At 42.4% G+C, this 23,734-nt stretch carries 24 protein-coding genes; 14 read left to right on the top strand and 10 right to left on the bottom strand.

The features are described 5' to 3' along the window. Nucleotides 1–38: 38 nt before the first annotated feature. Entirely contained in the window at nt 39–725 is a 687-nt protein-coding gene (locus tag LEP1GSC192_RS00670; RefSeq protein WP_020767894.1) for a DUF1566 domain-containing protein, read from the top strand. Nucleotides 726–887: 162 nt separating this feature from the next. Here the strand turns inward: LEP1GSC192_RS00670 and nadB are convergent, their stop codons facing one another. Both nadB and LEP1GSC192_RS00660 read right to left on the bottom strand, forming a co-directional pair. Then, a complete protein-coding gene (gene nadB, locus LEP1GSC192_RS00665) occupies nt 888–2,504 on the bottom strand; it encodes an L-aspartate oxidase (RefSeq protein WP_020767882.1) in 1,617 nt (538 codons plus the stop codon). A gap of 41 nt (nt 2,505–2,545) precedes the next feature. Further along, nucleotides 2,546–4,366, bottom strand: a complete 1,821-nt coding sequence (locus LEP1GSC192_RS00660; RefSeq protein WP_036088583.1) for a S41 family peptidase — start codon at nt 4,364–4,366, stop codon at nt 2,546–2,548. Nucleotides 4,367–4,499: 133 nt separating this feature from the next. On the opposite strand from LEP1GSC192_RS00660, the gene LEP1GSC192_RS00655 reads away from it, so the two are divergent. Further along, nucleotides 4,500–5,372 (top strand): hypothetical protein, encoded by an 873-nt coding sequence (locus LEP1GSC192_RS00655; RefSeq protein ID WP_036088608.1) that lies wholly within the window; start codon nt 4,500–4,502, stop codon nt 5,370–5,372. A gap of 157 nt (nt 5,373–5,529) precedes the next feature. Here the strand turns inward: LEP1GSC192_RS00655 and LEP1GSC192_RS00650 are convergent, their stop codons facing one another. Next, nucleotides 5,530–6,276 carry a pyridoxine 5'-phosphate synthase gene (locus tag LEP1GSC192_RS00650; protein ID WP_020767951.1) on the bottom strand — a complete coding sequence of 249 codons (747 nt, stop codon included), beginning with the start codon at nt 6,274–6,276 and terminating at the stop codon, nt 5,530–5,532. 113 nt (nt 6,277–6,389) lie between these two features. Here LEP1GSC192_RS00650 and LEP1GSC192_RS00645 point away from each other — a divergent pair, with 113 nt between their 5' ends. The 8 genes from LEP1GSC192_RS00645 (at nt 6,390) to LEP1GSC192_RS00610 (ending at nt 13,349) form a co-directional block, all read left to right on the top strand. Then, nucleotides 6,390–6,824 (top strand): TIGR02300 family protein, encoded by a 435-nt coding sequence (locus LEP1GSC192_RS00645; protein WP_020767923.1) that lies wholly within the window; start codon nt 6,390–6,392, stop codon nt 6,822–6,824. A 21-nt stretch (nt 6,825–6,845) separates the two neighbouring features. Next, nucleotides 6,846–7,721 carry a tRNA (adenosine(37)-N6)-dimethylallyltransferase MiaA gene (gene miaA, locus LEP1GSC192_RS00640; protein WP_052005190.1) on the top strand — a complete coding sequence of 292 codons (876 nt, stop codon included), beginning with the start codon at nt 6,846–6,848 and terminating at the stop codon, nt 7,719–7,721. A gap of 14 nt (nt 7,722–7,735) precedes the next feature. Continuing rightward, nucleotides 7,736–7,987, top strand: a complete 252-nt coding sequence (hfq, locus tag LEP1GSC192_RS00635) for an RNA chaperone Hfq (protein WP_008592014.1) — start codon at nt 7,736–7,738, stop codon at nt 7,985–7,987. Then, entirely contained in the window at nt 7,987–8,862 is an 876-nt protein-coding gene (locus LEP1GSC192_RS00630; RefSeq protein ID WP_020767974.1) for a hypothetical protein, read from the top strand. The genes hfq and LEP1GSC192_RS00630 overlap by 1 nt, the downstream gene beginning before the upstream one ends. After that, entirely contained in the window at nt 8,863–9,924 is a 1,062-nt protein-coding gene (locus LEP1GSC192_RS00625; RefSeq protein ID WP_020767926.1) for a mannose-1-phosphate guanylyltransferase, read from the top strand. A 282-nt stretch (nt 9,925–10,206) separates the two neighbouring features. Beyond that, complete coding sequence (locus LEP1GSC192_RS00620; RefSeq protein ID WP_020767994.1) at nt 10,207–10,938, top strand: hypothetical protein; 732 nt, start codon at nt 10,207–10,209, stop codon at nt 10,936–10,938. Between the two features lie 9 nt (nt 10,939–10,947). Then, complete coding sequence (locus LEP1GSC192_RS00615) at nt 10,948–11,412, top strand: chemotaxis protein CheW (RefSeq protein ID WP_020767890.1); 465 nt, start codon at nt 10,948–10,950, stop codon at nt 11,410–11,412. Continuing rightward, nucleotides 11,409–13,349, top strand: coding sequence for a hypothetical protein (locus LEP1GSC192_RS00610; RefSeq protein WP_036088578.1), 1,941 nt, complete (start codon nt 11,409–11,411; stop codon nt 13,347–13,349). The genes LEP1GSC192_RS00615 and LEP1GSC192_RS00610 overlap by 4 nt, the downstream gene beginning before the upstream one ends. A gap of 68 nt (nt 13,350–13,417) precedes the next feature. On the opposite strand, the gene LEP1GSC192_RS00605 is transcribed toward LEP1GSC192_RS00610, so the two are convergent. From LEP1GSC192_RS00605 to LEP1GSC192_RS00600, 3 genes are all read right to left on the bottom strand, one after another. Beyond that, nucleotides 13,418–13,936, bottom strand: coding sequence for a hypothetical protein (locus LEP1GSC192_RS00605; protein WP_036088576.1), 519 nt, complete (start codon nt 13,934–13,936; stop codon nt 13,418–13,420). After that, nucleotides 13,933–14,109, bottom strand: coding sequence for a hypothetical protein (locus LEP1GSC192_RS19890; protein ID WP_020767970.1), 177 nt, complete (start codon nt 14,107–14,109; stop codon nt 13,933–13,935). The genes LEP1GSC192_RS00605 and LEP1GSC192_RS19890 overlap by 4 nt, the downstream gene beginning before the upstream one ends. Nucleotides 14,110–14,357: 248 nt before the next feature. After that, a complete protein-coding gene (locus tag LEP1GSC192_RS00600) occupies nt 14,358–14,798 on the bottom strand; it encodes a CBS domain-containing protein (RefSeq protein ID WP_020767934.1) in 441 nt (146 codons plus the stop codon). 349 nt (nt 14,799–15,147) lie between these two features. On the opposite strand from LEP1GSC192_RS00600, the gene LEP1GSC192_RS00595 reads away from it, so the two are divergent. The 3 genes from LEP1GSC192_RS00595 to LEP1GSC192_RS00585 all read left to right on the top strand — a co-directional run bounded on the left by LEP1GSC192_RS00595 (nt 15,148) and on the right by LEP1GSC192_RS00585 (nt 19,044). Further along, nucleotides 15,148–16,641 carry a response regulator gene (locus LEP1GSC192_RS00595; protein WP_020767984.1) on the top strand — a complete coding sequence of 498 codons (1,494 nt, stop codon included), beginning with the start codon at nt 15,148–15,150 and terminating at the stop codon, nt 16,639–16,641. A 116-nt stretch (nt 16,642–16,757) separates the two neighbouring features. Then, complete coding sequence (locus LEP1GSC192_RS00590; RefSeq protein WP_020767972.1) at nt 16,758–17,813, top strand: class I fructose-bisphosphate aldolase; 1,056 nt, start codon at nt 16,758–16,760, stop codon at nt 17,811–17,813. 250 nt (nt 17,814–18,063) lie between these two features. Beyond that, entirely contained in the window at nt 18,064–19,044 is a 981-nt protein-coding gene (locus LEP1GSC192_RS00585; protein ID WP_020767945.1) for a cysteine synthase A, read from the top strand. Here LEP1GSC192_RS00585 and LEP1GSC192_RS00580 read toward each other — a convergent pair. Continuing rightward, complete coding sequence (locus tag LEP1GSC192_RS00580) at nt 19,041–20,039, bottom strand: LA_0442/LA_0875 N-terminal domain-containing protein (protein WP_020767989.1); 999 nt, start codon at nt 20,037–20,039, stop codon at nt 19,041–19,043. The genes LEP1GSC192_RS00585 and LEP1GSC192_RS00580 overlap by 4 nt on opposite strands. Before the next feature lie 141 nt (nt 20,040–20,180). Here LEP1GSC192_RS00580 and LEP1GSC192_RS00575 point away from each other — a divergent pair, with 141 nt between their 5' ends. Next, entirely contained in the window at nt 20,181–20,465 is a 285-nt protein-coding gene (locus tag LEP1GSC192_RS00575) for a hypothetical protein (RefSeq protein WP_020767976.1), read from the top strand. Nucleotides 20,466–20,667: 202 nt separating this feature from the next. Here LEP1GSC192_RS00575 and LEP1GSC192_RS00570 read toward each other — a convergent pair whose 3' ends face one another. Genes LEP1GSC192_RS00570 through LEP1GSC192_RS00560 form a run of 3 tightly spaced genes read right to left on the bottom strand, consistent with a single transcriptional unit; the run spans nt 20,668 to nt 23,719 of the window. Beyond that, the gene (locus tag LEP1GSC192_RS00570) at nt 20,668–21,699 is read right to left on the bottom strand and encodes a hypothetical protein (RefSeq protein WP_020767966.1); all 1,032 of its coding nucleotides are present in this window, start codon (nt 21,697–21,699) and stop codon (nt 20,668–20,670) included. Further along, nucleotides 21,690–22,556, bottom strand: coding sequence for a hypothetical protein (locus tag LEP1GSC192_RS00565; protein ID WP_020767898.1), 867 nt, complete (start codon nt 22,554–22,556; stop codon nt 21,690–21,692). Before LEP1GSC192_RS00565 ends, LEP1GSC192_RS00570 begins: the two co-directional genes overlap by 10 nt. Nucleotides 22,557–22,570: 14 nt before the next feature. After that, nucleotides 22,571–23,719 carry a methanobactin export MATE transporter MbnM gene (locus tag LEP1GSC192_RS00560; protein ID WP_036088604.1) on the bottom strand — a complete coding sequence of 383 codons (1,149 nt, stop codon included), beginning with the start codon at nt 23,717–23,719 and terminating at the stop codon, nt 22,571–22,573. Nucleotides 23,720–23,734 lie beyond the last annotated feature (15 nt).

Here is a 23,734-nt window from a genome sequence, read left to right as displayed (position 1 = left end):
TTCGTGAATTTTAACCACGCGTTTTAAGGAAAGAAGAGATGAGAAGAGTATTTTATATAATAAGATCATTATTTACCTTATTCGCGTTTTGTATATTCGCGATTGGTTGTGAGGAAAACTTGGATCGTAGTCCTTACGGATTTAGTGAAGAGGAAGATAACGATCTGATAGCCGGGGCGATTTTTTTCCAAAGTTTTACGAACAATGGTGATGGTACGACGACGGACAGCACAAGCGGTTTGATGTGGAAGACTTGTAGCCAAGGTCAGGTATTCAGCGGAGATGCAACGAACTTCGGTTGTAGAGGAGGTAGCGGAACGTTAGCCAATCCTAGTTCTTTTGGAGCAACGGAATTACAGTATTGTAGCGTAGATCTACATTCTTGTAATACGCTTGGAATCCCTCAAACGCTAACGAACGTATCACCGATCGGAATATCAGGTAGTTCGGAAGCGTATGATTCGTGTGCGACTGATACCACGGGAGGTCATACGGACTGGCGAGTAGCTAGTTTCTTGGAATTAAAATATTTAAGTTCGAATAGCCGTAACTTCATGCTATTAAAATTCCCAGATACGATAGAGTCTTTCTATTGGAGTTCCACAGCGAACGAGCAGGATGTAGCGGGTAAAACAGCTAGGGCGGTATCGTTTTCACGAGATAGATTCGGTGAAGACGAGTCTTACAGCAAGACCAGCAGATATTTCGTTCGCTGCGTGAGGTAGAGACTCGGAGTTCGTAGTGAGGCACAGAGAGTTTTCGCACTGAGGCGCAAAGTCACAGAGGGTCATTTTGTATTAGTATTCGAAGAAACTTCGTGTCTCTGTGGCTCTGTGTGAGCAATCCCTGTGTCCCCCTCTAATCTTAGCGCCTCTGTTTGAAAATATTCATAACGGAGCCTGAAGATCTCCATGAACCAAATCGTTGATCAGAATTGTATCATGTCTGGATGGGGATCGGTTCTCTGGATAATCGGTCGAATAATGAAGGCCTCTACTTTCATGTCTGGCAAGTGCGGAACGGATAATTAATTCGGCTACCAAAACTAAATTGCGAAGTTCTAACAAAGGATTCGTAACTATCGTCCGGTTGTAATAGTCTCTGACTTCCGCATAAATCAGGTCCATTCTTCTTTTTGCTCTTTCCAGACGAAGATTGGAGCGAACAATTCCAACATAATTGGACATCGTGTTTTTGATCTCCGAAAGATCATGGGAAATTAATACCCATTCTTCCGTATTAACTAGACCTTCTTTGTCCCAAGCTGGGATCTGATCATGTTCCGCTAAGAAGTTTGGCGGATTTTTGCGGATCTCTTCTGCGATCCGATTAGAGAATACAAGACATTCCAATAAACTATTGGATGCTAGACGGTTTCCACCGTGAACTCCCGTACATGCAGCTTCTCCCGCTGCGAAAAGATTTTCTATTCTGGTCTTTCCCCAAAGATCCGTTGCGATTCCCCCGCACATGAAGTGGGCTGCCGGTACGACTGGGATCGGATCCGTAGTGATGTCGATTCCTAACTCAAGACATTTTGCATAAATGGAAGGGAAGGCTTCTTTAATTTCCGCCGCGGGTTTATGCGAGATATCCAACCAAACGTGAGGATCTCCGGACTTCTTCATTTCCGCATCTATCGCTCTTGCGACTATATCTCGCGTGGCAAGATCCGCCATGGGGTGATATTTTTTCATGAACGGTTCTCCGTCCATGCTCAATAATACGGCACCTTTTCCCCGTACTGCCTCGGAAATTAGAAATGAATCTCCTTTTTCATGATAAAGAGAAGTAGGGTGGAACTGGTAAAATTCCATATTCCTGATCTCCGCTCCGGCACGATAGGCGCAAGCAACTCCGTCTCCGGTTGCGATCTTTGGATTTGTAGTATGAGAATAAACTTGTCCGGAGCCGCCACTTGCTATGATCGTTTTTTTAGCAAGAATAGGGATGATCTCTCCCGTATGACTGGAAAGAACGTAGGCTCCGAAACAGATCAGACCTTTTTTTTTGAGATGGTGGGGAGTGATAAGATCTACAACAGTATGATATTCTAATATTCTAATGTTTTGGTTTTGTTTTACGATTTGGAGGAGTGTCTTTTCGATCTCATGGCCGGTCCTATCGTGTGCGTGGACGATACGATTTGTCCCATGCCCGCCTTCCCTATGTAGATCGAATTCTCCCTCTTGGTTTAGATTGAATGGGACCCCATATTCTAAGAGTTCTTTTACCAGAGGCGGACCTTCTTCTACCAAAACCCGGACTGCTTCCGGATCACAGAGACCGGCTCCTGATTCCAAAGTGTCTTGTACATGGTCTTCGAATTTGTCTCCCTGATCGAAAACCGAGGCGATCCCGCCTTGGGCGTAATTGGTATTTGACTCGTAATCCGACTTCTTGGTCACGATCACAGTTTGGCCGACATGAGAAAGTTTTAACGCTTGGAAAAGACCGGTAATACCGCTCCCGATGACTAAAAAATCGGTTTTAATTCTTGGCATTTGTACAGATTCGGCGGCGAAAAAGCCGCCGAAATTTTAGATCATTTACGTTTTGTTCCCGTGTTTAGAAGTGCTTCTACGTAATCTATGGAGCGGATCAGCTGGAAGTCAGGTTTGATCGGATCGTTCTTATGTTCTTGGATGAACTTCTCCGCTTGACCGTTTGCTTTTACGTAAGCCTCCAGTTTTTTCACGTCGAAATGGCTTTTTTCCTCTGCGGAAGAAGGTAGTTCCGGCAGGTGATTCCACATATTCTCTTCGCGATAATGGAATGGGAAACTGCCGTCTTCTTCGGAAGAGACTTCCACATCTGGTTTGACTCCGACAACTTGGATCGTATTTCCGGATGGCGCATAATATCTGGACTGAGTTAGTTTGATATAGTAAGCTCCGTTTCCTCTTAACTCTTGCAACTTTTGAACGGTTGCTTTACCGAAAGATCTTTCTCCCAGAATTAAACCGCGTCCATGGTGTTTTAAAGCGGAAGCTACAATCTCGGAAGCGGAAGCGGATTTTGCATTGATCAGTACTGCTACAGGTAGATCGGTCAGATCTTTTTTACCTGCATTCGAATCTTCCGGGCTTCTGTTCGGGCTTTTTACGGAGACGATGAGTCCGTTGGTTACAAACATATCCGCAAGATCGATTGCCAGATCCAAATAACCTCCCGGGTTATTTCTTAGATCTAGAACCAAAGCTTTCAGTTTGGTTCCTTTGGCAGTGGATTGTTTTTCCAATTCTTTGAAATGTTGAACGAATTCCTTATCAACGGAAGGATCCGATTTTACGAAACCTGTTAGTTTGATGTAACCGATATAAGGATGATTGTCGATCAACTTGCTTGCGATATTTCGTATCTCGATCGTATCACGAATGACTTCGATCGTTAGAGTTCCTGCCACCCCTTTTCTGCGAATAGTTAAAACTACTTTGGATCCTTTTTTTCCTTTGATCCTTTCGACCACTTTGTCGAGTAACATTCCTTTTGTGGACTTACCGTCCACAGCTAGGATCACATCACCTGCACGGACACCTGCGTTAACTGCAGGTCTTCCTTCCAAGGGGTTTTCTACGATCACTTCCTTATTGCCGCCACCGCTTAAGATCGCACCGATCCCTTCGAAACTTCCGTCTTCGATCTTTGCCATGGATTCTTCCCAGGCGGCTTTTAAGAATACTTGGCTATGAGGATCTAAAGAAGAAAGATAACCGTTTGCAGCAGCTAGATACACGTCCTTGATGCTGAAAGGTTCCTTTTCTTTAGGGTCTTCCTCTCCGAACGGATCTTTAAGCGGAGGAGTGGTGTAGTTCTGTAAATTTTTTTCTAGGTATGCGAGGATACGATCGAAGTCTTTTTTAGAAAAGTTAGTCTGTTCCCACTTAGCCGTGAGCACTTTTTTGCGGACCTTCTCCCTTTCTACAAGCTTAAGGACCTCGTCATTGGAAAGTTTAGGTTTGTTTGCCTCTTCTTTCAGTTTTTTATCCCGGATCTTCTCTACTTCTTTATAGTCCGGATCGAATAGAACGAATTTATCTTCCGGAGAAAGTTTGAAAGATTTGCCCGGAAAAATATCATCCGCTTCTTCGTATTTTTCTCGATCGGTAAAATAACTTTCCGGATACAGATAAAGGCCATGAGGCAAAGATAGAAGTGCAAAAACCGCTGCGTCCTTGTAGGCGCGGTTTTTATCTATATTTTTATCTATATAGTTTCCCTCAACGGTCTTGACTACACTGTCAAAATCTTTGAGAGTGAAATCTGCCGTGGTCTTGGAATTTCCGGAAGAAGGTTGGCAGAAGAAGATGCTCGTACATAAGATAACGGAGAGAAAGGATAAGGAGAAGGATCTCAAGCTTTTCAAATCGGGTCCTCTTTTTGCAAGGTTGATTTTCGATCATTTTCCACCTGGAACAAGCATTGTCAATCTATTCCCCCGAAAACTCTCATTCTATCGAGGTTTGGAAAAGTTCGGTATTTTTGGTTTTTTCTGTTTTGTGGGAACTTTTTACTGCACCTCGGTGTCCGTTCCTGGCGGTGGAAGGTTCGGTTCGGAACTTATACAAGAGCAAGCCATCCTAGATTTTTACGGAACCGAAGAAGAAAGAAAATCCTCTTTAGATTTACTAAAATCTTCCTGTAGATCCCTGAGAAAAGATAGGGGACTCTCCTGTTATAATTTGTCCGTTTTATACGATTCCTTAGGAGAAAAACAGTCCGCTTGGGAATATGCAGTCAGAGCAAGGAATGCTGATCCGAATGATCCACTTTACCAGGAACTTGCATTCTCTTCTTCCCTCCAATTGGAGTCCGAAAAGTCGGCACTTTTGGATCAGGAAGAAGTTTTGTATCAAACTGCAATTTCCGCATGCAAAAAAGGAAATATTGCGGAAGCTTCCGACGCGATTTCCAAACTGATAGAGATACAGTCTATTTCCAAAGAATCCTTAACGAAAGGGATTTTTGCAGAATGTGGTGGACTGGATAAGGAACTCGTCTCTAAAGCAAAGCCGAACACTTTCAAACCTTCTTCCGAATATTATAAATTTCTGGAAAAGAACCATCCATACAGAAAGGTCTGGGACTTAAGCGGGGAATTCGGTAGGGCTCCGAAGGATATCATTTCCGGAAATAAGGCCACCCAATCCTGGAAAGAGCTTAAAAAAGCGGTTTCCGCAAAAGACCAGATGTCCGCCAAAAAACACCTCTTAAGTTTCAAATCGCATCTGGAAGAATTGGCCAAAACAAACTCGGAGGCCTCGTTACTCTCTGCCAATTTAAAAAAAGCAGCGTTTTTGTTGCTCTCTGAAGATTCGAATTATTCTTCCTTCAAGGAGCTTGCGAAGGAACTTTCTGAATCGCAAAAATAGGCGTTCGCACAGAGCACACTGAGATCACAGAGTTTATTTATCACGCAAAGGCGCTAAGAAAAGAAGATACCAAAGTAATCCCTTCGCGGTCTTGGCGGCTTCGCGTGAAAACTCTTGGCGTCCTCTCAATGAACTCTGTGTTCTCCGTGCGAAATACTTAACTCAGAGCCTTTAAATATTCTTTCACTGAGGCTGCTAAACCGACTTCGAGCGCGTATGACATGAGTCTGTGGCCGATGGAAACCTCTTCTAGGCCGGGGAGGTGAGAGAAAAGAGGAAGATTGAAATGATCCAGGTCATGGCCTGCATTGATCCCGATTTTCTCACTTTGTAGGAACTCGGCGGCTTTTTTGAAAGATTCGAAAACCAATTTACCTTGTTCCGGAGAATGATCGAATGCATGTGCATAAGGCCCCGTATAAAATTCTACCCTGTCTGCTCCGGTATCTTTTACTAATTTAAGATTTTCTAAATCCGTTTCCATAAAGATAGAAACCCGGATGCCTGCATTTTGGATCTTTTGGATGTATGTTTTTAGTTCCGAGGATTCCTTTTTGAGATCGAAACCGTGATCGGAAGTGATCTCTCCCGGAGTTACCGGTACTAACGTGGCCTGGTCCGGTTTTGCTTCCAGAACAAGATCTAAAAACCGGGAGGAAGGTTCTCCTTCCATATTGTATTCTATCTTCTTCTTTTTATCCCGATTGTAGAGCGCAAGGAACTCCCTGAGATCGAATACGTCCTTCTTCTTGATATGCCTTTCGTCTTCTCTCGGGTGGACCGTAATTCCGTGAGCGCCGGATTCTACGATCAGTTTAGATAAATAGATCAGGTCCGGATGGTTTCCCCCTCTGGAGTTTCTTAAAGTAGCAATTTTGTTTACATTTACGCTCAGATGGACCATAAACCTCGTATTCCGAATCCAATTCTTAAAAAGTACAAGTTAGCGGAAACTAGATTTCTGAGTGCTTTTTCTGCTTGAATCGGAATAAGTGTCTTCCAGCATGGTCAATTCCGATGGCAACAGCTAAGAAAACGGCTAAGAAAAAAGCTGCACCGAAGTCCAAAACTCCGGTGAAAAAAAGCGCCCCTAAGAAGAAAACTCCTCCGGCAAAAAAGAAGGAAGCCCCTAGTGCAAGCAAACCAGCAGGCACTAAAAAGTCTTCGGCTTCTAAATCTTCCCTCAATCCTCTGGGCAAAAAGTTCACCTGTCATACTTGTGGAACCAAATTCTACGATCTAAACAAAGAAGTAAAAATCTGCCCTAAATGTGGAGCCGATCAAAGTAAACGTCCTCCTTCTAAATCAAGGGTTCGAGCGGCCAGAGTCGAAGAAGAAGAGTTTCCGGAAGAAAACTTAGATTACGATGCCGAAGTAGGTTTCGAAGAAGAAGAAGGTATTGTGGAAGAACCTCTGGAAGAGGAAGAAGACGAGGAAGAGGAGGAGGAATAGATTCCCCCTTTTCATCCCATTCTGATCATCACCGCTCCCACCGGGGCCGGAAAAACGGCTCTGGTGAGAGAACTGGACCCTTCTCGTTTTGAAATTATTTCCTTCGATTCTAGACAGATCTACAAAGAATTAAGTATTGGGACCGCAGCTCCCAGTCCGGAAGACTGCGAAAAAATCCCCCATCATCTGGTTTCCTTTCTTTCTCCTTCCGAAACCATAGACGCGGCAAAATTTGTAACAAAGGCAGAAGAAGCTCTGGATGATATCCTTTCCAAGGGGAAAATCCCTGTTTTAACCGCAGGAACAGGATTCTATTTGAATGCATTTTTGTTCGGAATGTTTCCCGTTCCGAAAATCACCGAAGAAGTAAGAGTGAAAGTGGAATCCCTAAGCATGGAAGAACGGATCCAAGAACTCCGAAAACTGGACCCAAAAGCTCTAGAAAAAATCTTTCCGAACGATAACTACAGATACGGAAGAGCATTGGAAGTGAATTGGATGGGAACCATTTGGTCCGAACTGAAAGTGGAGGAGGGTAGCGGTGCCTTAATTTCCAGAAATTTGAATATACTCGGGGCCTTCTTCTTGGATCTGGACCGAAAAGAATTGTACGAAAGGATCGATTCCAGAGCCAAAAAAATGATAGAATCCGGAATGGCGGAAGAAGCGAAACGGGTCGCAGATAAATACGGGGAAGATTGTCCGGGGCTTCAGTCCTTAGGTTATAATTTCGCGCTTGAAAATATTAAAGGAACGTCCAATCTTGAGACATTCTTTGGGAATTTAAGCCAGTCCCATAGGAACTACGCCAAACGTCAGATTACTTGGTTTCGAAAACAAAAAATATTGGAACCGATCCATCCGAAAGAAGCGTACGAAAAGATAAAAAAAATATAAACGGATAAAAATCTATGTCTGCTAAAAATAATATACAGGACCAACTACTCAATACGGCTAGAAAAGAAAAACTGGAATTGACCATCTATCTTTTAAACGGAGTTCCTTTAAAAGGGAAAGTGGTAAGTTTCGATAATTTTACGATAGTCCTTGAGCAGGAAAACAAGCAGAGTTTGGTGTACAAACACGCGATCTCGACGATCATTCCTTCCAAAGTAATCAAACTTTATACAGAAGAAGCCGCTAAAGAAGCTCCTTCCGCCTAATGTTCCGAAAGATAGGCCGGGTATTTTTCATTCTATTTATACTAGCGGGGATACTTACGGTATCCTATCCGCTTTTTTTTATAAAAGAGGGAGAGGCCTTGCTTGTCTGGGAACAGGATTCCAAGTTAGTTTCCTTTGTTCGTGGTCCGGGCTTTGCCTATGAACCGGCGGTGATCCAGTTCTGGGAAAAGTCCGTTCGTAAAGAATCCTTAAACTCTTTGGCTTTGGAGTTGGATATCCATCACGATCTTTCTTCCGGATTATTCTCCGAAAAATCGGAAGAAGGAAAGATCAGAGCGAAACTGGATCTATCCTTTCACTTAGAGGGAGAAGAATCCAAAAAGTTTTTTCTCTCCGGAGGAAAAACGGACCAAGGACGAGCAAGATATCTCTCCAATATATTCCAATCCAAACTGAGGGCAGGGATAGAGGACGAGAAAAATATCAATTTAAACAAAGATTCTATTTCCGCCTTCTTAAGAAACGATATCCTGAGAATTCTTTCGAATGAAGTGCCTTGGTTGAAGATAGAATCGGTGCGTATTATCAGTCTGGACATTCCGGATCCGATACTCATCGCAAACATATTCCGTAATCCTAACTATATTTTGGCTAAAAAGTTAGAAAAAATAGAAGCCTTAAAAAAGGCGGAAATCTACACAATTCAAGAGGAAGCAAAACTTGCAGTTTCCAAAAAAAAATGGGAACAATATAAGGATTTTCTAAAGAAGAATCCCGATATGAAAGAGTTCCTACTTTACGATAATATCGGGGAGAATGTGGATGTTCTACTTCTTCCTTCCGATACCGTTTTTGGAGATCCTAAATCTTTGAGTAAGAAAAAGTCCGCCCCGAAACCTAAAGAGGTGGAATAAATGATACAAGATAAACCCGTAGTACTCATTATGGCGGGGGGAAAGGGAGAAAGATTCTGGCCTAGATCCAGGGTTTCCACTCCTAAACAACTCCAAAAAGTATATTCTAAAAATACTCTCTTAAAAGAGACTTTAAATAGAGCTTATACGATCACAAGTCCGGATCGGGTATTTATCGGAACAAACGCTACTTTAAAAAAAGCGATCCTTTCCCAGGAAAGAAGTTTCCCGGAGAATAATTTTATCATAGAGCCCGAAGGAAAAAACACAGCGCCTATCATCGCTCTTGCTTCTTTATATTTTCAAGAGAAGTTCGGAGATCCGGTTCAGGTGGTACTTTCCGCAGATGCTTGGGTGAATTCCGAAAAAGAATTTGCCAAGAGTATCCAAAAGGCATTAAAAGAAGCTGATGAACATCTTGTTTTATTAGGGATCAAACCGAATCGTCCGGAAATAGGTTACGGTTATATCTCCGCCGGAAAGCCGACCAAACATGGGTTCGAAGTAAAATCATTCTTTGAAAAGCCGGATGTAAAAACCGCGATCAAGTATATTAAAAAACCGAACTTCTATTGGAACCCCGGGATCTTTCTTTGGAAGACAAGTCTGATCTTGGATGAGTTCGAAAAACATTCTCCTAAAATATTAAAACCTCTTAAGGATAGATTTCCTTTTAAAAAGATGGGTGATCTGGGAGAAGCATTCAAACTTCTTCCTTCCGAACCTGTGGATATTGCCATCATGGAAAAAAGCGCTCGTATCAGAATGGTAGAGGCGAGTTTTTCTTGGGACGATGTTGGCTCTTGGCTTTCTTTGGAAAGAGTATTGCCTGGAGACAACCAAGGCAATCGTCATATTGGGAAAGAAATACTATTTTATAAATCCGGAAACAACGTCACTCAAACTAGAAAAGAATTCACAGCACTACTCGGAGTGCAGGATATCGTTGTGGTGGAAGAGGAAGACGTTCTCTTTATCGCTTCTAAAGAAGGAATAGGTGATATCAAGAATATGGTAGCCGAGATCCGTAAAAATAAAGGTTTACAAAAGTATACCGAATAATTTCCTGGCAGGTTAGGAACAGAATCAGGAGAACCGAATGCCTTCCGGTAAAAAAAGAAAGCGAAGAAAGATCGCGACTCATAAGAGGAAGAAAAAAAGAAGACAGAATCGTCATAAGAAGAAAGGCAAATAAGATATATTTTTGATATCTAAAAGACCGGGAAATCGAATCGAAGACCCGGTCTTTTTCGCCTCCCTCCTAATTCGGGAACTCTCCCGACTCGGAATTAGCAACTATCAAAGCCTAAAGCAAAATTCGAAATTGGCCGATCTTGTTGCTGTATGGCCTCCTTCCAGGACTATTCTCTTTTAAGACGTTGGTGGAAACCTGAGTTTCCTCCAGCCAAAGGATATACTAAATCCTACCAAGCTAAAACTCCGGATGGAGATATTCTCCAAGCCGACTTTCATTTTCATGATCGTAAGATCAGGCTCACTTTGGAGGTCTCCGGTGAGAATGGACGTATTTACGTTTCCACCATTCGAGATGGGTCGATTTTAAAAGAAACCGACCTGACCACCGGTAGATCTTATCCGCTTTATTCCAGGTTTGCACCTTTTAGAGACTTATTATCTTCTCTTCCGGACAAGGATGCTTTACAGATATTAGGCGGGGCATACGGAGTTTCTCCGGAGCCGTTGGGGGGACCGGAGAGAAGGAGCCCTAAACCTTGGGAAATTTCTACCAAGTACGATCATATTTTCGGGATCGATCGAAATCCAAGGTCGTGGAAAAGATTTTTCCAAAGAGAGAAAAAAGAGCCCTTATGGACCAGGATCAAAAGAAGGATCTGGGGAGATCTCCAGGACTATTCCTTAGGGCTTGCATCCGCTCTGGGGATCTGGTATGCATACATGGATTTTTATTTGCTCGGATTTTCGCTCGCTGTTTTCGGTTTGCTTTTTGGCGGATTGGACTGGATACTGAGGAAACGCGATCCGCTTTTCTCGAAAGTTGCAATCTTTCTGGGTTCCGGATCGTATTTTTATTATTACGGATTCACCCGTTTCTAAGGAGGGGGAATGTCCGCCGAAATCGAACACCAGTACATTTTATTTAGCTTGGGAGAGGAAGAATACGCTCTTCCGATCGTTCTTGTGGATGAGATCATCAAGATCCATAACCTGGTCAAGGTCCCAAGATCCAAAAACTACTTTGCAGGTATCATGGATATCAGAGGTAAGGTAGTCAAGATGGTGGATTTGGGTGTGAAACTCAATATTCCTCATACTCACGAGCATGGTTACGATCGTGCAATCGTAGTAAAGATCGGTGGAGAATCCGTCGGTATCATAGTGGACAAGGTGGCTAACGTAGCTCTTTTTCCTCCGGAAACAATCAATCCTCCTCCTCCTTCTATCAAGGGAATTTCCTCCCGTTATATCACGGGTGTCGGTAAAAAGGACGATAGGTTCATCATCCTGATCGATATCGAAAAAATCCTAGGATCTGAAGAATTAGCGGAGTTGGGTGCCGGGGCGAAATGAAACAAACCCGCCTCGGACTGGGCGTGGTACTTCTGACCTTATTTTGGTCGGTAGGAGGCGTCCAAACGCAAGCGGATGAGCAGGACCAAAGATTAGATCCTGCAGGTATTTATACACTTCCTCATGAGATAATTCCTCCTGCGAGCCTTCGCACATTAAAGGAGAACTTACTCAATTCTTCCGAAACGGCTTCCGATCCGATCACATCTATTCGCCAGGTTTTAGATCCGTACTACGCTCAATTCGTGGATCCAAAAAGAACGGAAGAAGAAAGAAGGCTCGGCCGTATCTTCACCGAAAAAACGGATCGTAATAGTTTACGTTTATTGATCTTAAAAATGTTAGGAAAGATCACGGGGGGCCAACAACTTCGTGATTCTCCGATTCTATTCGAACTTCATTGGTTGCTGAGCCAAGAATATTCCAAGAAAAAACAAAACTTCAAGGCATTGGAAGAAGCGTTAGCTGCACTTAGATACAGGGATTTTTCGCATACCGAAGAGGCATTTTCCAAGGAAGAAAGGCTTCGTGAATTGTACGATACGAACGAAGTAGAAAGAGCGAAAGAACATGCGAATGCAAAAAAAGAATTAGAAAAAGCGAATTTAGACCTTGAAAAAGCGAAGGATAGGATCCATCTTTTGGAAGCTGCTTCCGTAAGGGAGAAGGACCTGATCTTCGAATCCAATCCGCCTGCGAATGCACGCAAAGTCACCGCAAACGATATCACTCTTGCAAAACAAGATCTAAAGAATGCGGACGAGGCGCTCAAAAAAGCGGCAAACGCCTATAAGGATTCTTTCGAAAATAATTATTATCCGTTTTTTAAAAGAAAATCCAGAGAAGACGCAGAGACGGTTTTTACCTTAGCGAAGTTCGTAAAAGAATCGGAGAATGAGAATAAGGAAAGACTAAAAGTAGTCAATAAAACCTCTGTGAGCGGGCAGGGGATATTCGTTCTATTCGATTATAAAAGAAATACGGACTTCTTTGCATACGCCGCATTACTCGAGTTGGCATTTCGTTTAGATCCCGAATATTCGCCGGTAGTTCTGGCCTTGGCGGAAGAGTTAAAGGCGTCCGGTAAAAAATCCAAGTCATTGGATTTTTTCTTAAAATATTTGGCTCTAGCCTTAAAAGAGAATAAAACTCCCTCGGAGATGGCTTACGTATATCGTGCGATTGCTTCTCTTCATACCGAACTCAAACAATATGTTTTGGCTGCGGAGTTTTACGAAAAATATTATCAATCGGAACCTGATCCTAAGAAAAAAGGGATCTATGCATTCGAGCTTGGAAATTTTTTCGAAAGCAAACTGGGCAATTTAGAATCCGGAAAAAAATATTACGAGGATTGGCTGCAAATTCGAGAGCAGGAAAAGGCGACCGCTTCCGATCTATCATTTATTGATTCGCAAGAAAGGATCAGGATGGAGGTCCTTGCTTATTTAGGGATTTCTAAATTATATAGATACGAGAAAAAACCCCCTAAAGAAAAAGAGGAATTGATCAGATCCGTCCAGGCATACGATCGTCTCCGGGAAAATTTAAGATTAGAAGAAGAAAAATATTCCCTAGGAAAAAAGGAATTACTCCAGATCAAAAAAGGTCTCTTGGAAAGAACAAACGACCAGGACATGGCACAGTACCGGCTGAAAAGTTTGGAGATGGAAGAGTCCAAGGAAAAAATGGATATTATCCGAACCAAGTTGGATGCGTCTCCCGGACCGAGAGCGATGCAAAGATTATCCGTATTGTATGAATTCGAAAAAAATTACGGGGAATCCAAAAGAATGAACGAAGAGATTCTGAAAGTAGGGAATCAAACGGAGATCAATTTGGCTCTGAAAAATATAGAACGGATCAATAAAATTTTAGAGGATGGAATGCAAAGAGATCCGTATCCAAGAGATCCGCTTTCGGGAGATACGTATTAGGATCGGTTTGTTGGAGTTGCAACAACCGGTTTAAGTCGCGATGTAGGAACTCCAACGTGCGATGGCATTTATTGGTTTAAAGATTTTTTCGCTTTAGTGTATTTTTCCACATCGTCTATACCGGATTCTTTTTCTTCTTCCCTTTCTTCCGGTTCTATTACTCTGAATTCTACTTGATCGATCACTTCTCCCTCATAGGAGACTTTGATCAGATATTTACCTGCGATCAATTCTTGAAAACTTCCCGTGATGCTAGAACTGGAAAGTTCGGGCCTTTTACGTCGTACTTCTATCTCGTTAAATCCCACCTGAAATCTACTCAGACTCACGTAGATCTCCGCTTCCGGGTTAGGCGTTCTGGAAAATTTGTAAAGATATACCAATGTTTTGTTCGTGGGAAAGATCAACTTTTCTCTCGTAAGGGTAAATTCCTGGACGGAGGTAAATTTTTTCTCCAATAAACTTTGTTTTGTCTCATCAACCAAGGCCCAGCCGAATTCTCCGCTCATTCCCAAGCAGGAAAAAAAGAAGAAAGAATATAAAAAAATTATAAAATAGGAAAACCGTATATTCATTCCTGGAATCATTCTCCCTTTTCTACTACTCTTCCCTTATCGGAAATGTCTTTTTCTCTGGGAGAATATTCCCGGTCCGGAAACACAACTCTGAAACCGGAACCTTCATTCCTTTGTGGAAACATGAGTCTTTGTAAAAAACGATACGTTAAATATGCGAATAATATAATTAAAAGGAGTTTCATCTCTGTCTTTAGGTCCGATTTTAGCTCGACCTTTTAAGTCTATACTTACCGGAAAAGTGATTCCGGCAACCCGATTTCCAAAAAACAGAGTTGCGGGTTTGGGTAATGATATTACTTTTTAGGAAATAACGGGAATACCCGAATGTGAGCCACTTGCCCCCTGGATATAGTCCAGGCGGGGCATTTTTCTATACGATTCGAGAAGGTTCGGTAATCGAGAGAATCCCGGTCAGAAGGAAGAAACTGGATCAGATAAATCCGGACTCGCTATATATATAATTTTTTAAGTTTTTATTCTCTTCTTCCGTTTTCGCAATTTTGGCTTTAACAGCGTCCCCAATGGAGACAATTCCCACCAATCTGTTTCCATCCAAAATTGGCATGTGCCGGATCCTTTTTTTTAGCATAATGGAAAGTACTTCATCCACTTGATCGTTCGGCTGCATTGTAGTCAATGTGGTGGACATTAGATCCGCCACTGTCTTCTCGAATACCGCTTCCCGATCTGTCGAGGCGAAATGAAGTAAATCCCTTTCTGTAAATATACCGGCGAGTTTCCCTTCTTTTAGCACGATCACGGAACCTATATCATACTTGGTCATAAATCGGATCGCTTCCCAAACGGTGGTACTGGGCTCCACCGAGAGGATCTTTCGGTCCTTTTTCTCCAAGATATCTTTTACCAGCATGGCTACCTCTAGGCCCAAAGTGTAGTTTTGAGGGAGCTTCGATTCAAGGACTTTTTTTGGAAAAAAGAGGTCGGAACTATGACAAGCTTTTGGTTCTTTTAGTCGAATGAGCGGAAAAATGAGGACTAAAATTCGAAAAAGACAATAAAATAGGACTGTTTATAAATCCGGAAAATTCGGCGATTTATTCCCGGATTTATTGATGATAAAATGGATCTAAACGAAAGTTTTGAAAATTCTGCGGAAACAATCATATTCCTAAAAAAGGATTTCCCAATTCGCTCCTAACGTGGGAGCATAACGGGAGAGCCGCAGTTTTTACCATCTCTGGAATATATTATTAGCGAACATGAGTTCTTCTTCAGAACAGCCGAATATTCTAATCGTCGAGGACGAGTGGCTTCTATCTTTCAACCTTCAAAAGACTCTTCAAAATTTAGGTTATAAGGTTGCGGGAGTTGCCGCAAACGGTCTGGACGCACAATCTATTTTTAAGGAAACCGATCCTGATTTGGTCCTTATGGATATCTCTATCGAAGGGGATATGGACGGGATCCAAACAGCACAACATATCCAAAGGATCAAAGACGTTCCGATCGTTTTTATGACTGCGTATACCGACGACTCCACATTCATGAGGGCGATGGACGCGGCTTCTACCTATGCTTATATCACTAAACCGTTCCAAAATCATCAACTTAAGTCTTCGATTGAGATCGCACTTCGCCAACAAAAACGTTTGGGTATAGTCAAGGAAAGCGGTAAAGAATTTAAGAATGTGATCCAAAGTATTTCGGAAGGTGCAGTTTCTTTGGATGGAGATGGGAATATCATTTTTCTAAATCATTCCGCAGAGGAACTGACAGGTTGGACTTTGGAAGAGGCGCTTGGAAAACCGGGAGATTTGGTCCTTTCTTTTATCCAAACCCAGATCGGTTCTGGTGAACATCCGGATAATTTAGGTCATAATCTCAGATATATCCCTGCAGTCCTAGTAAAAAAGGATGATAAAAAGATCCGAGTGGGATTCAGAGTTTCTCCTATTCGGGACGAGGCAAATCGGATTGTAGGAAGTATCGTAACCTTCTCCGAATTGGACCTTTTGTCCGTATCGGAAAAAAGGATCTCGGAAATGGAGAAGGTGATCCAATCCGAAAAAAGATTGGAGTCCATCCAGAAATTGGCCGCGGGTATCGCCCATGAGATCAATAATCCACTTATGGGGGTGATCAATTATGGAAATATTATTCGGAACAAAAAGGATCTTCCTGCGGATATTCGAAATTATGCCAGAGTGATCATAGAACAAGGAGAAAGGATCTCCGGTATAATCCGAAATCTGATCTTATTCTCCCGTTCGGACAATGAAGAACCTAGTTGGTGTAAGCTGGACGATATTTTAGTCGGGGTGGAAGGGATTATCTCCGAATTATTAAAGTCTAAAAATCTGGAAATTTCCAAAAATATTTCCGACGATCTGCCGGATGTTTTCTTAAAACAGAATCAAATTAAAGAAGTATTATATTACCTTTTGTATTTTTATGCGGATGGGGTCGGTTCGGATCTAAAAGGAAGCACAATCTATTTTAATGCCGTGTTAGAAGATAATAAAACAGATCCGGGAAAGGATTTGGTCTTAAGGCTTTCCGGGACCTTGAACGGAGAACTAGATCCTGAAAATGCCTTCCAACCTTTTGAGCGGATTCAATCCGATGACTCTAGGATAGGGATGGGGCTTTCCGTTTGTTATGGGATCATACAATCCAATCAAGGGAAACTGGATGTTCAAAAATCCAGCTCCGGCACTGATTTCCATATCCGCCTTCCTGTGCAGACAAAATAGGGGCTGTGCTTTAAGCTCACTCCGAGCCTGGGATTTCTTGCCGAAAATCGATGGAAATTTTGGGCTTCGCTCCAAAACTAGTCATCAGATCGATAAAACCAATAGGTATAACTGGAATGTTAGATAAAATCAAGAGCGCATTAGGTGCGGAAGCGGATTCTCTCTTAAATCATGTCTCTAAAACCATCCCCAAGGAAACCCTGACCATCCCTGGTCCGAATTACATTGACGAAATTTTTGCTAAGACCGACAGAAACAACTCTGTTCTTAAAAATTTCCAATCCATCTACAATACAGGGCGTCTTGCCGGAACGGGATATCTTTCCATCCTTCCTGTGGACCAAGGAATCGAGCATAGCGCTGGGGCATCTTTCGCTAAAAACCCTGCGTATTTCGATCCGGAAAACATCGTAAAACTTGCAATCGAAGGTGGATGTAACGCAGTCGCTTCCACTCTTGGAGTTTTAGGATTGGTTTCCCGAAAATACGCGCACAAAATCCCTTTTGTAGTTAAGATCAATCATAACGAACTTCTAAGTTATCCGAACAAATTCGACCAGATCCTCTTTGCAAATGTGGAGCAGGCATTTGATATGGGAGCTGCAGCCGTAGGAGCTACTATCTATTACGGTTCCGACGAAAGTTCTAGACAGATCCAAGAGATCTCGGAAGCCTTTCATAGAGCTCATGAACTTGGACTTGTTACCATTCTTTGGGCTTATCTCAGAAACGACTCTTTCAAAAACGATAAGGCTGATTATCATATCGCAACCGACCTTACCGGACAAGCAAACCACTTGGCTGCAACCATCGAAGCGGATATCGTAAAACAAAAATTACCTGAGACCAACTTGGGTGGATTTAGAGATCTGAAATTCGGCAAAAAAGACGATAAGATGTACACCGATCTTTCTTCCGAGCATCCGATCGATATGGCTAGATACCAAGTAGCCAACTGTTATATGGGTAAGATCGGTCTGATCAACTCCGGCGGACCTTCCGGTTCCAACGATTTAGGCGACGCAGTCAAAGCTGCAGTCATTAACAAAAGAGCAGGTGGAATGGGACTTATCTCGGGAAGAAAGGCATTCCAAAAGCCGATGAAAGACGGAGTTGCATTGTTAAACGCCATCCAAGACGTTTATTTGTCCAAAGACGTAACGATTGCATAAGGCCAGTAGTTCCTAAAGCTCGCGCGGCGAAACTTTAGTTACGTTGCTCCTGAAGCTTGCTTTACGAACGATAAGAGCCGTTCAAAAACATAGATCGTTTTTCCGGAACAAAAAAAATCGGAAAAATTCGAGGGGAAAGCCGGTCCACTAAAGTGGATTTGCTTTCCTTTTTTTATCGGTATACATTAGAGCCATTTGCTCTTGAAAATCGCATAGCGGATTATAAAAATATTATAATAAAGAGGCTCTTATGGAGATCAAAAAAGGTTTTGCGGATGCGATAGGGAACACTCCTTTGATCCGTTTGAATTATTTTTCGGACCAAACAAGCTGTGAAATATTAGGAAAAGCTGAATTCTTAAATCCGGGAGGTTCCGTTAAGGACAGGGCCGCATTATTCATTATTGAAGAAGCGGAGAAGAAGGGGCTCTTAAAGCCCGGCGGGACAGTGGTCGAAGGCACCGCCGGAAACACGGGGATCGGACTTGTGCATATCTGCAATGCAAAGGGATATAAATGCCTGATCGTGATCCCTGATACACAATCGAAAGAAAAAATAGATCTACTTAGGACACTTGGGGCTGAGGTCAGAACGGTTCCTGCCGTTCCCTATAAGGATCCTGGAAATTATGTAAAAGTTTCCGCTCGAATTGCGGAAGAAACCCCGAATGCAATCTGGGCCAACCAATTCGACAATATGGCAAACCGTTTAGCACATTATCATACAACCGGGCCCGAGATCTGGAGACAAACGGATGGGAAAGTGGATGCTTGGCTTGCGTCGCTCGGAACTGGAGGAACATTTAGCGGAACTGCAATGTTCTTAAAGGAAAAAAATCCGAAGATCAAAACGATCGTAGCAGAGCCTTATGGATCAGCAATTTATAATTTTGTAAAGAAAGGGGAACTTTCCTCGGAAGGGAATTCTTTCACAGAAGGGATAGGTAACGGAAGAATTACCGAAAATATGAAGGATGCTCCTTTTGACGATGCGATCCGAGTTACGGATGCGGAATGTTTGGAGTTTATTTATACTCTTCTGCGCAAAGACGGATTGTTTGTCGGCGGTTCCAGCGGGATTAATGTAGGGGCCGCCGTAAAACTTGCAAAAGAATTAGGCCCGGGACATACTATCGTTACCGTTCTGGCAGACAGCGGAGCAAGATACCAGTCCAGATTATACGATCAGGACTGGTTGAAATCAAAGGGGCATTCTATTCCGGAAATTTAGAAACTGCTCACATATCTTAGGTCGGTGCGGTATTCCCATAGATTGCTCGCGCCACCGGCAGCGATCGGCATATAATTACTTTTGAAATTGAATCCTTCTTTGACTGCTTCTCCGGAAGGCGTTTGGATGATATTATGGGTCGCCCATTTTTGGCCTAAAAAATAACTCTGGGCCAATTGGATCAAATATAACCCGATACCCGCATAAAGTCCTGTTCTGCTATAGGTTTCATATTGGTTTTCCTTGCTTTTGAAGGAATTGTATTCTGAAATACTGTCCGATTGTAATTTAGTCACAAGAACTGAGGCGCCCGTAATACCGGAGCCTTGGATCTGCGCATACGTAACAGGATCTTCGAATAAAATTTTACTCAGACGATTTTCCGCTTTATTACCTTGTTCCGTTGCAGCTTGGCTTCCGCCGATTGCAACGATAAACGAAAGACCGATCGCTATCTGATAAGCCCTCGCATAGTTCTCATGTTTCATGGTGGAAAGTCCCCATCCAGGGAGGATCGCAGATTTCCAAACTGGTTCCCAAGGATTTCTATTGGCGGAAATATATTCTTCCCAGCTGGAATCTTGCTCGTCTATGTATTTTTCGATCAATGCCAGACGTTTTTGGACCGCCTTATAACTGTTCTCCTTAATCATTTGTTCTAGAAGGATCGTGTCCAATTGTTCTTCTTTTTCGGGCTTCTTTCCGTCTTTATTCAGTTTCTTTTTTTCAGCTTCGAATACTTTTGCAAGTTCCGCCTCATCTTTGATATCTTTGAAGATGATCTTTAAGATCTGTGACTTGGCCAAAGTTTGCCTTTTGGTTTCTTTCAGGATCGTAACGGTATCCGTGGATTGATCGATTACGGTTCCGTAGGTTTTTTCGCCGTTCTTTAAAAGGATCGTTTCCGCCCAAACTTGGCTGAATGAGATCGTAAGGAAGATCACGGATATTGATACGGATTTAGGTCCAGGTAAAATTGAGCGGAGATTTTTCATTCGAATACCTTTTCGGCCTTTACACTTTTCTCCCTTTGTCACCTTCGTAAGGCCTTAGAGTCAACGTAAAAACTTGACTTCACTTTTTGAATTCAGGGATTTTTCCTTGCCTTGGAATGTAATTCGGGAAATAAAATAAGTATGATAAATTTCCGAACTCGGATCTTGGTTTTGATCTTGAGTTATCTCTGTTGGATCGCGACTTCCGTTTTCGGAGTTTCTCCGGAACCTCCCAAGGATACTAAGAACCAAGAGGTTTCCCCCAAAAAAGAAAAACCTTCTCAGACTCAAGGATGTTGTCGGATCAAATATGAGGGAGGAGGGATCGATTATTTTCCCTCCACTGAGGAAGAATGTGTGGCCAAACCGGGATTCCAAAGTTTTGAAAAAAATTCAGCTCTCTGCTTTCAATCCCTTTGGGATTAGAATATTCTAATTAATAATTCTTTTAGGTTCGCACCGAGTATACAGAGTTCACTGAGAGTTTTGACGCTGGAGTTCCAACATCGTAAAAATATAAAATCACCAAGTTTGAAAATTATCGACCAAACTCTTCGCGACTTTGCTCTTTTCCGTGAGAAAACCCTCCGTGAACTCTATGCGAAACTTTCAGTGAGAAAACCGCAGATTACTTTTTCTCCAAGTCCTCTTCCGATTCGAATTCTTCCGCTTCCTTCTCCGATTTTTTGGCGGAATCTCTCCATTCCGGAATTTCAAAAGAAATGGAAGTAGTGATCGCATAATCATAAAGACGGATCTCCGGATCCCGGATCAAAGGAAGACGTCCTGCGACCGTGAGGTAAGTACCTTTCGTCAGAGTATAATTGAAACCTAAACTAGCTTCTTTGAAAGCTTTCGGGAATTTTTTTTGGGTTTCGGAATCTTCTTCCAAAAGACTACCGCCTCCGATCACGTTAACATAAGGAGTCCTATATAAAAATCCTCCAAAAACGCTAAAATCTTTGGTCCAAAAATAGGTAACGTATGCAAACCACTGTGTGATTTTTTGGATTTCCTGACGTTCTTCTGATGTCTGAGTAGCGGAACTTCGGGCCCAATAAGGAAGTCCCGATTGGTTATCCATGCTTGGATAATCCTTGGAAAGAGGGAAGATCCCGGAACCTCGAAGTACGAATAAAAATTCTTTCCAAGTAGCTCCTAACGTAAGATTTGTGATCCCGGAATAATAATCCCCTCCTGCAAATTTATCGGTATCCGCACCTGAAGGAAAACCGAGCCTACCTTCTAAAATAATGAAAAAAGGCCAGCCCGTATCTATCAACGGATTCCATTTGGCTCCTATGAAGGCTTTGCCGTAACGAGCCGCATCACTTCTATCCTTCTGTTCATAATACGTCCAAGGAGCGCTAAAGTTTGCAGCGAATTTACCGCCTGCAAAATTGAATTCACCGAAAACAGTGGTGGTATGTAAATTGGAGTTATCAATCGTACCTTTTTGGAAATCCTGTGTAAGTAAAAAATAATCGGATGGTTTTTCCCTTTTTCCCGTAAAAGGATCCACAAATCTTGTGGAAGATATCAAACTTTGTCCTTCTGCAGCGTGATGAGCGAAAATTTCTCCTCCTAACAAAAGCAAAGAGAAGGATACAATCCCTTGGATAAAGGTTATCAAAAATCGTTTTTTTATAATTAGAAACATGAATAAAATATCAAAACTTGGCCGTTCGTTTTCAGGTTCTCCAGGATTTCGGAATGTAAAACCGTATTCTGGAAATCGTTGATCGTGATCTCGGAGGAGGGGAGCGAAAAGATCCCGTCCAAAATAGAGAAAGACGATCCGGCTCTCTGGGAAAGTAATCCGTCCGTTCTTAAACCTATGGAGAAAGGAATATTTTTCGTATAGGGTATTTCCAATGCGCAGGAAACCTCCACTTGGAATTCGGCTTCTCGTAATTCTAAATGGACCGTCTTAGTCGTTGATCCATTAAAAATTTGGAATGTAAGAAGAATGTCCGAAAATTCCCCGTAAATATGTTCCAAAGTCCCGTAAGGCACGGGGGGAAAGGGGGATAAACTTTGTCTTCTGACTGCTCCGGTTAAGGAATTAAAATTGGAGCTGGAGATATCTCCCGGAGAAAAACTTCCCTTGATCCCGTATTTTTTAGAGTAGGAACCTGTTCCGGTTGTGGGAGTTTCCGAACCTCCTGAATGGAATATATGATATCCTCCATCCGAAGAAGAAGAAACCGAGAAAGAATTTTCAGGAGCCTTGAACAACATAGAAATACTTTCTAGGACAACTTCATTATTCGTGAGTTGGATCTGATAAGTAGAACTTCCATTTAATGTAAAAGAACCTATATCGGGATCTCCCTGATCGTCCGAGTAGTACAACCAGGGAGAAATAATAGCTCTTCTTTCGTCCAAAATTCGGAACAGAGCTTGAAGTTCTTCCGATTCTTCTTTCGCGGAATTCCCTAATGTCCCAAAGGTGCAAGCCTGAAAAGAGAATAGAAGTAGGAAGATATATTCGAATTTTATTTTATTCTGGATCATGTTTTTATAAAATTTCAGAATGGATCCTCAAATTTAGGGTTGGTGATAAATTCCGTGTCCGTCAGGCTTTTTAGGAATTCCACCAGATCCTGTTTTTCGGATTCGGATAATGAAAAGTTTCTTACAAAAACGTCCCGATTCGGATTCGTAGTTCCGTCACCTGTCCCTCCGTTTGTATAATGGTTGATCACAGACAATAAGTCCGGAATTGAACCGTCATGCATGTAAGGTGCGGTGAGTTCCACATTTCTGAGAGAAGGCGCCCTGAATTTTCCACGATCCGACTCCTGGAAGGTGAATTCATAGAGTCCACCGTTCGGACTTACGAATCGGGAAGAATCCAACCCGTTATTATGAAACGTAACTTCTTCGAATACTGTTCCCGTATGAAGGACGGTATCCGTAAAATTAAAACCGCCATGGCAGTGGAAACATTCCGCTCTTTCTCCGAAAAATAGGTTTTTCCCTCGGATCGCAGAAGCGCTTAGGGCGGAAAGATCTCCTGCTTGGTATTTATCATAAGCGGAGTTTCCGGATATAAGCGTTCGTTGGAAACTGGACAATGCTTTCGTAATATTTAATACGCTAAATGGGTTCTGGTCGTTCGGGAATGCCGCCTTAAATTTTGAAACATAATCAGGATCATTTTGTAATCTTTCCAACAAAAGATCTTCTCTGTCTTTCATTCCAAGTTCCACAGGATTGTCCCCAAACATAGGGACTCTTGCCTGATCTTCCAATTTTTTTAAGAGGGGATTCGCCCAAGTTTGCCTGAGGTTATATGCAACGTTGGAGAGATGTTGGGCATTCCTCGGATGAGATTGTCCTGTGGAGCCGACGGAAACGACCAATCCGTCGGTAAACGCATCCGCCTGCTTGTGACAACTACCGCAGGATTGGGTTTCGTTTTCGGACAATCTTGTATCGTAAAACAAAAACCTACCTAACTCGACTTTCTCCACAGTGATCGGATTATCACTCGGAACTTTCGGCTTGGGAAAACCGGCGGGAAGATTCCATGTATAAGGAGTTCCTTCGGATGGAGAAGTTCCTAAGAGCAAAAGTATACCTTCCGATCCGGAACTTTTTTCCTTCTCCAATCCCAATTGTGTACATTGGAGAAAGAGAAGAAATAATAAAGAAAACGTAATATATTTATTCATAAAATACTCCGGTTT

The sequence above is a fragment of the Leptospira sp. B5-022 genome (assembly GCF_000347035.1).
GTDB lineage: Bacteria > Spirochaetota > Leptospiria > Leptospirales > Leptospiraceae > Leptospira_B > Leptospira_B cinconiae.
Note: the sequence above shows the minus strand (reverse complement) of the source record. Positions and strands in the feature narration are given on the sequence as shown.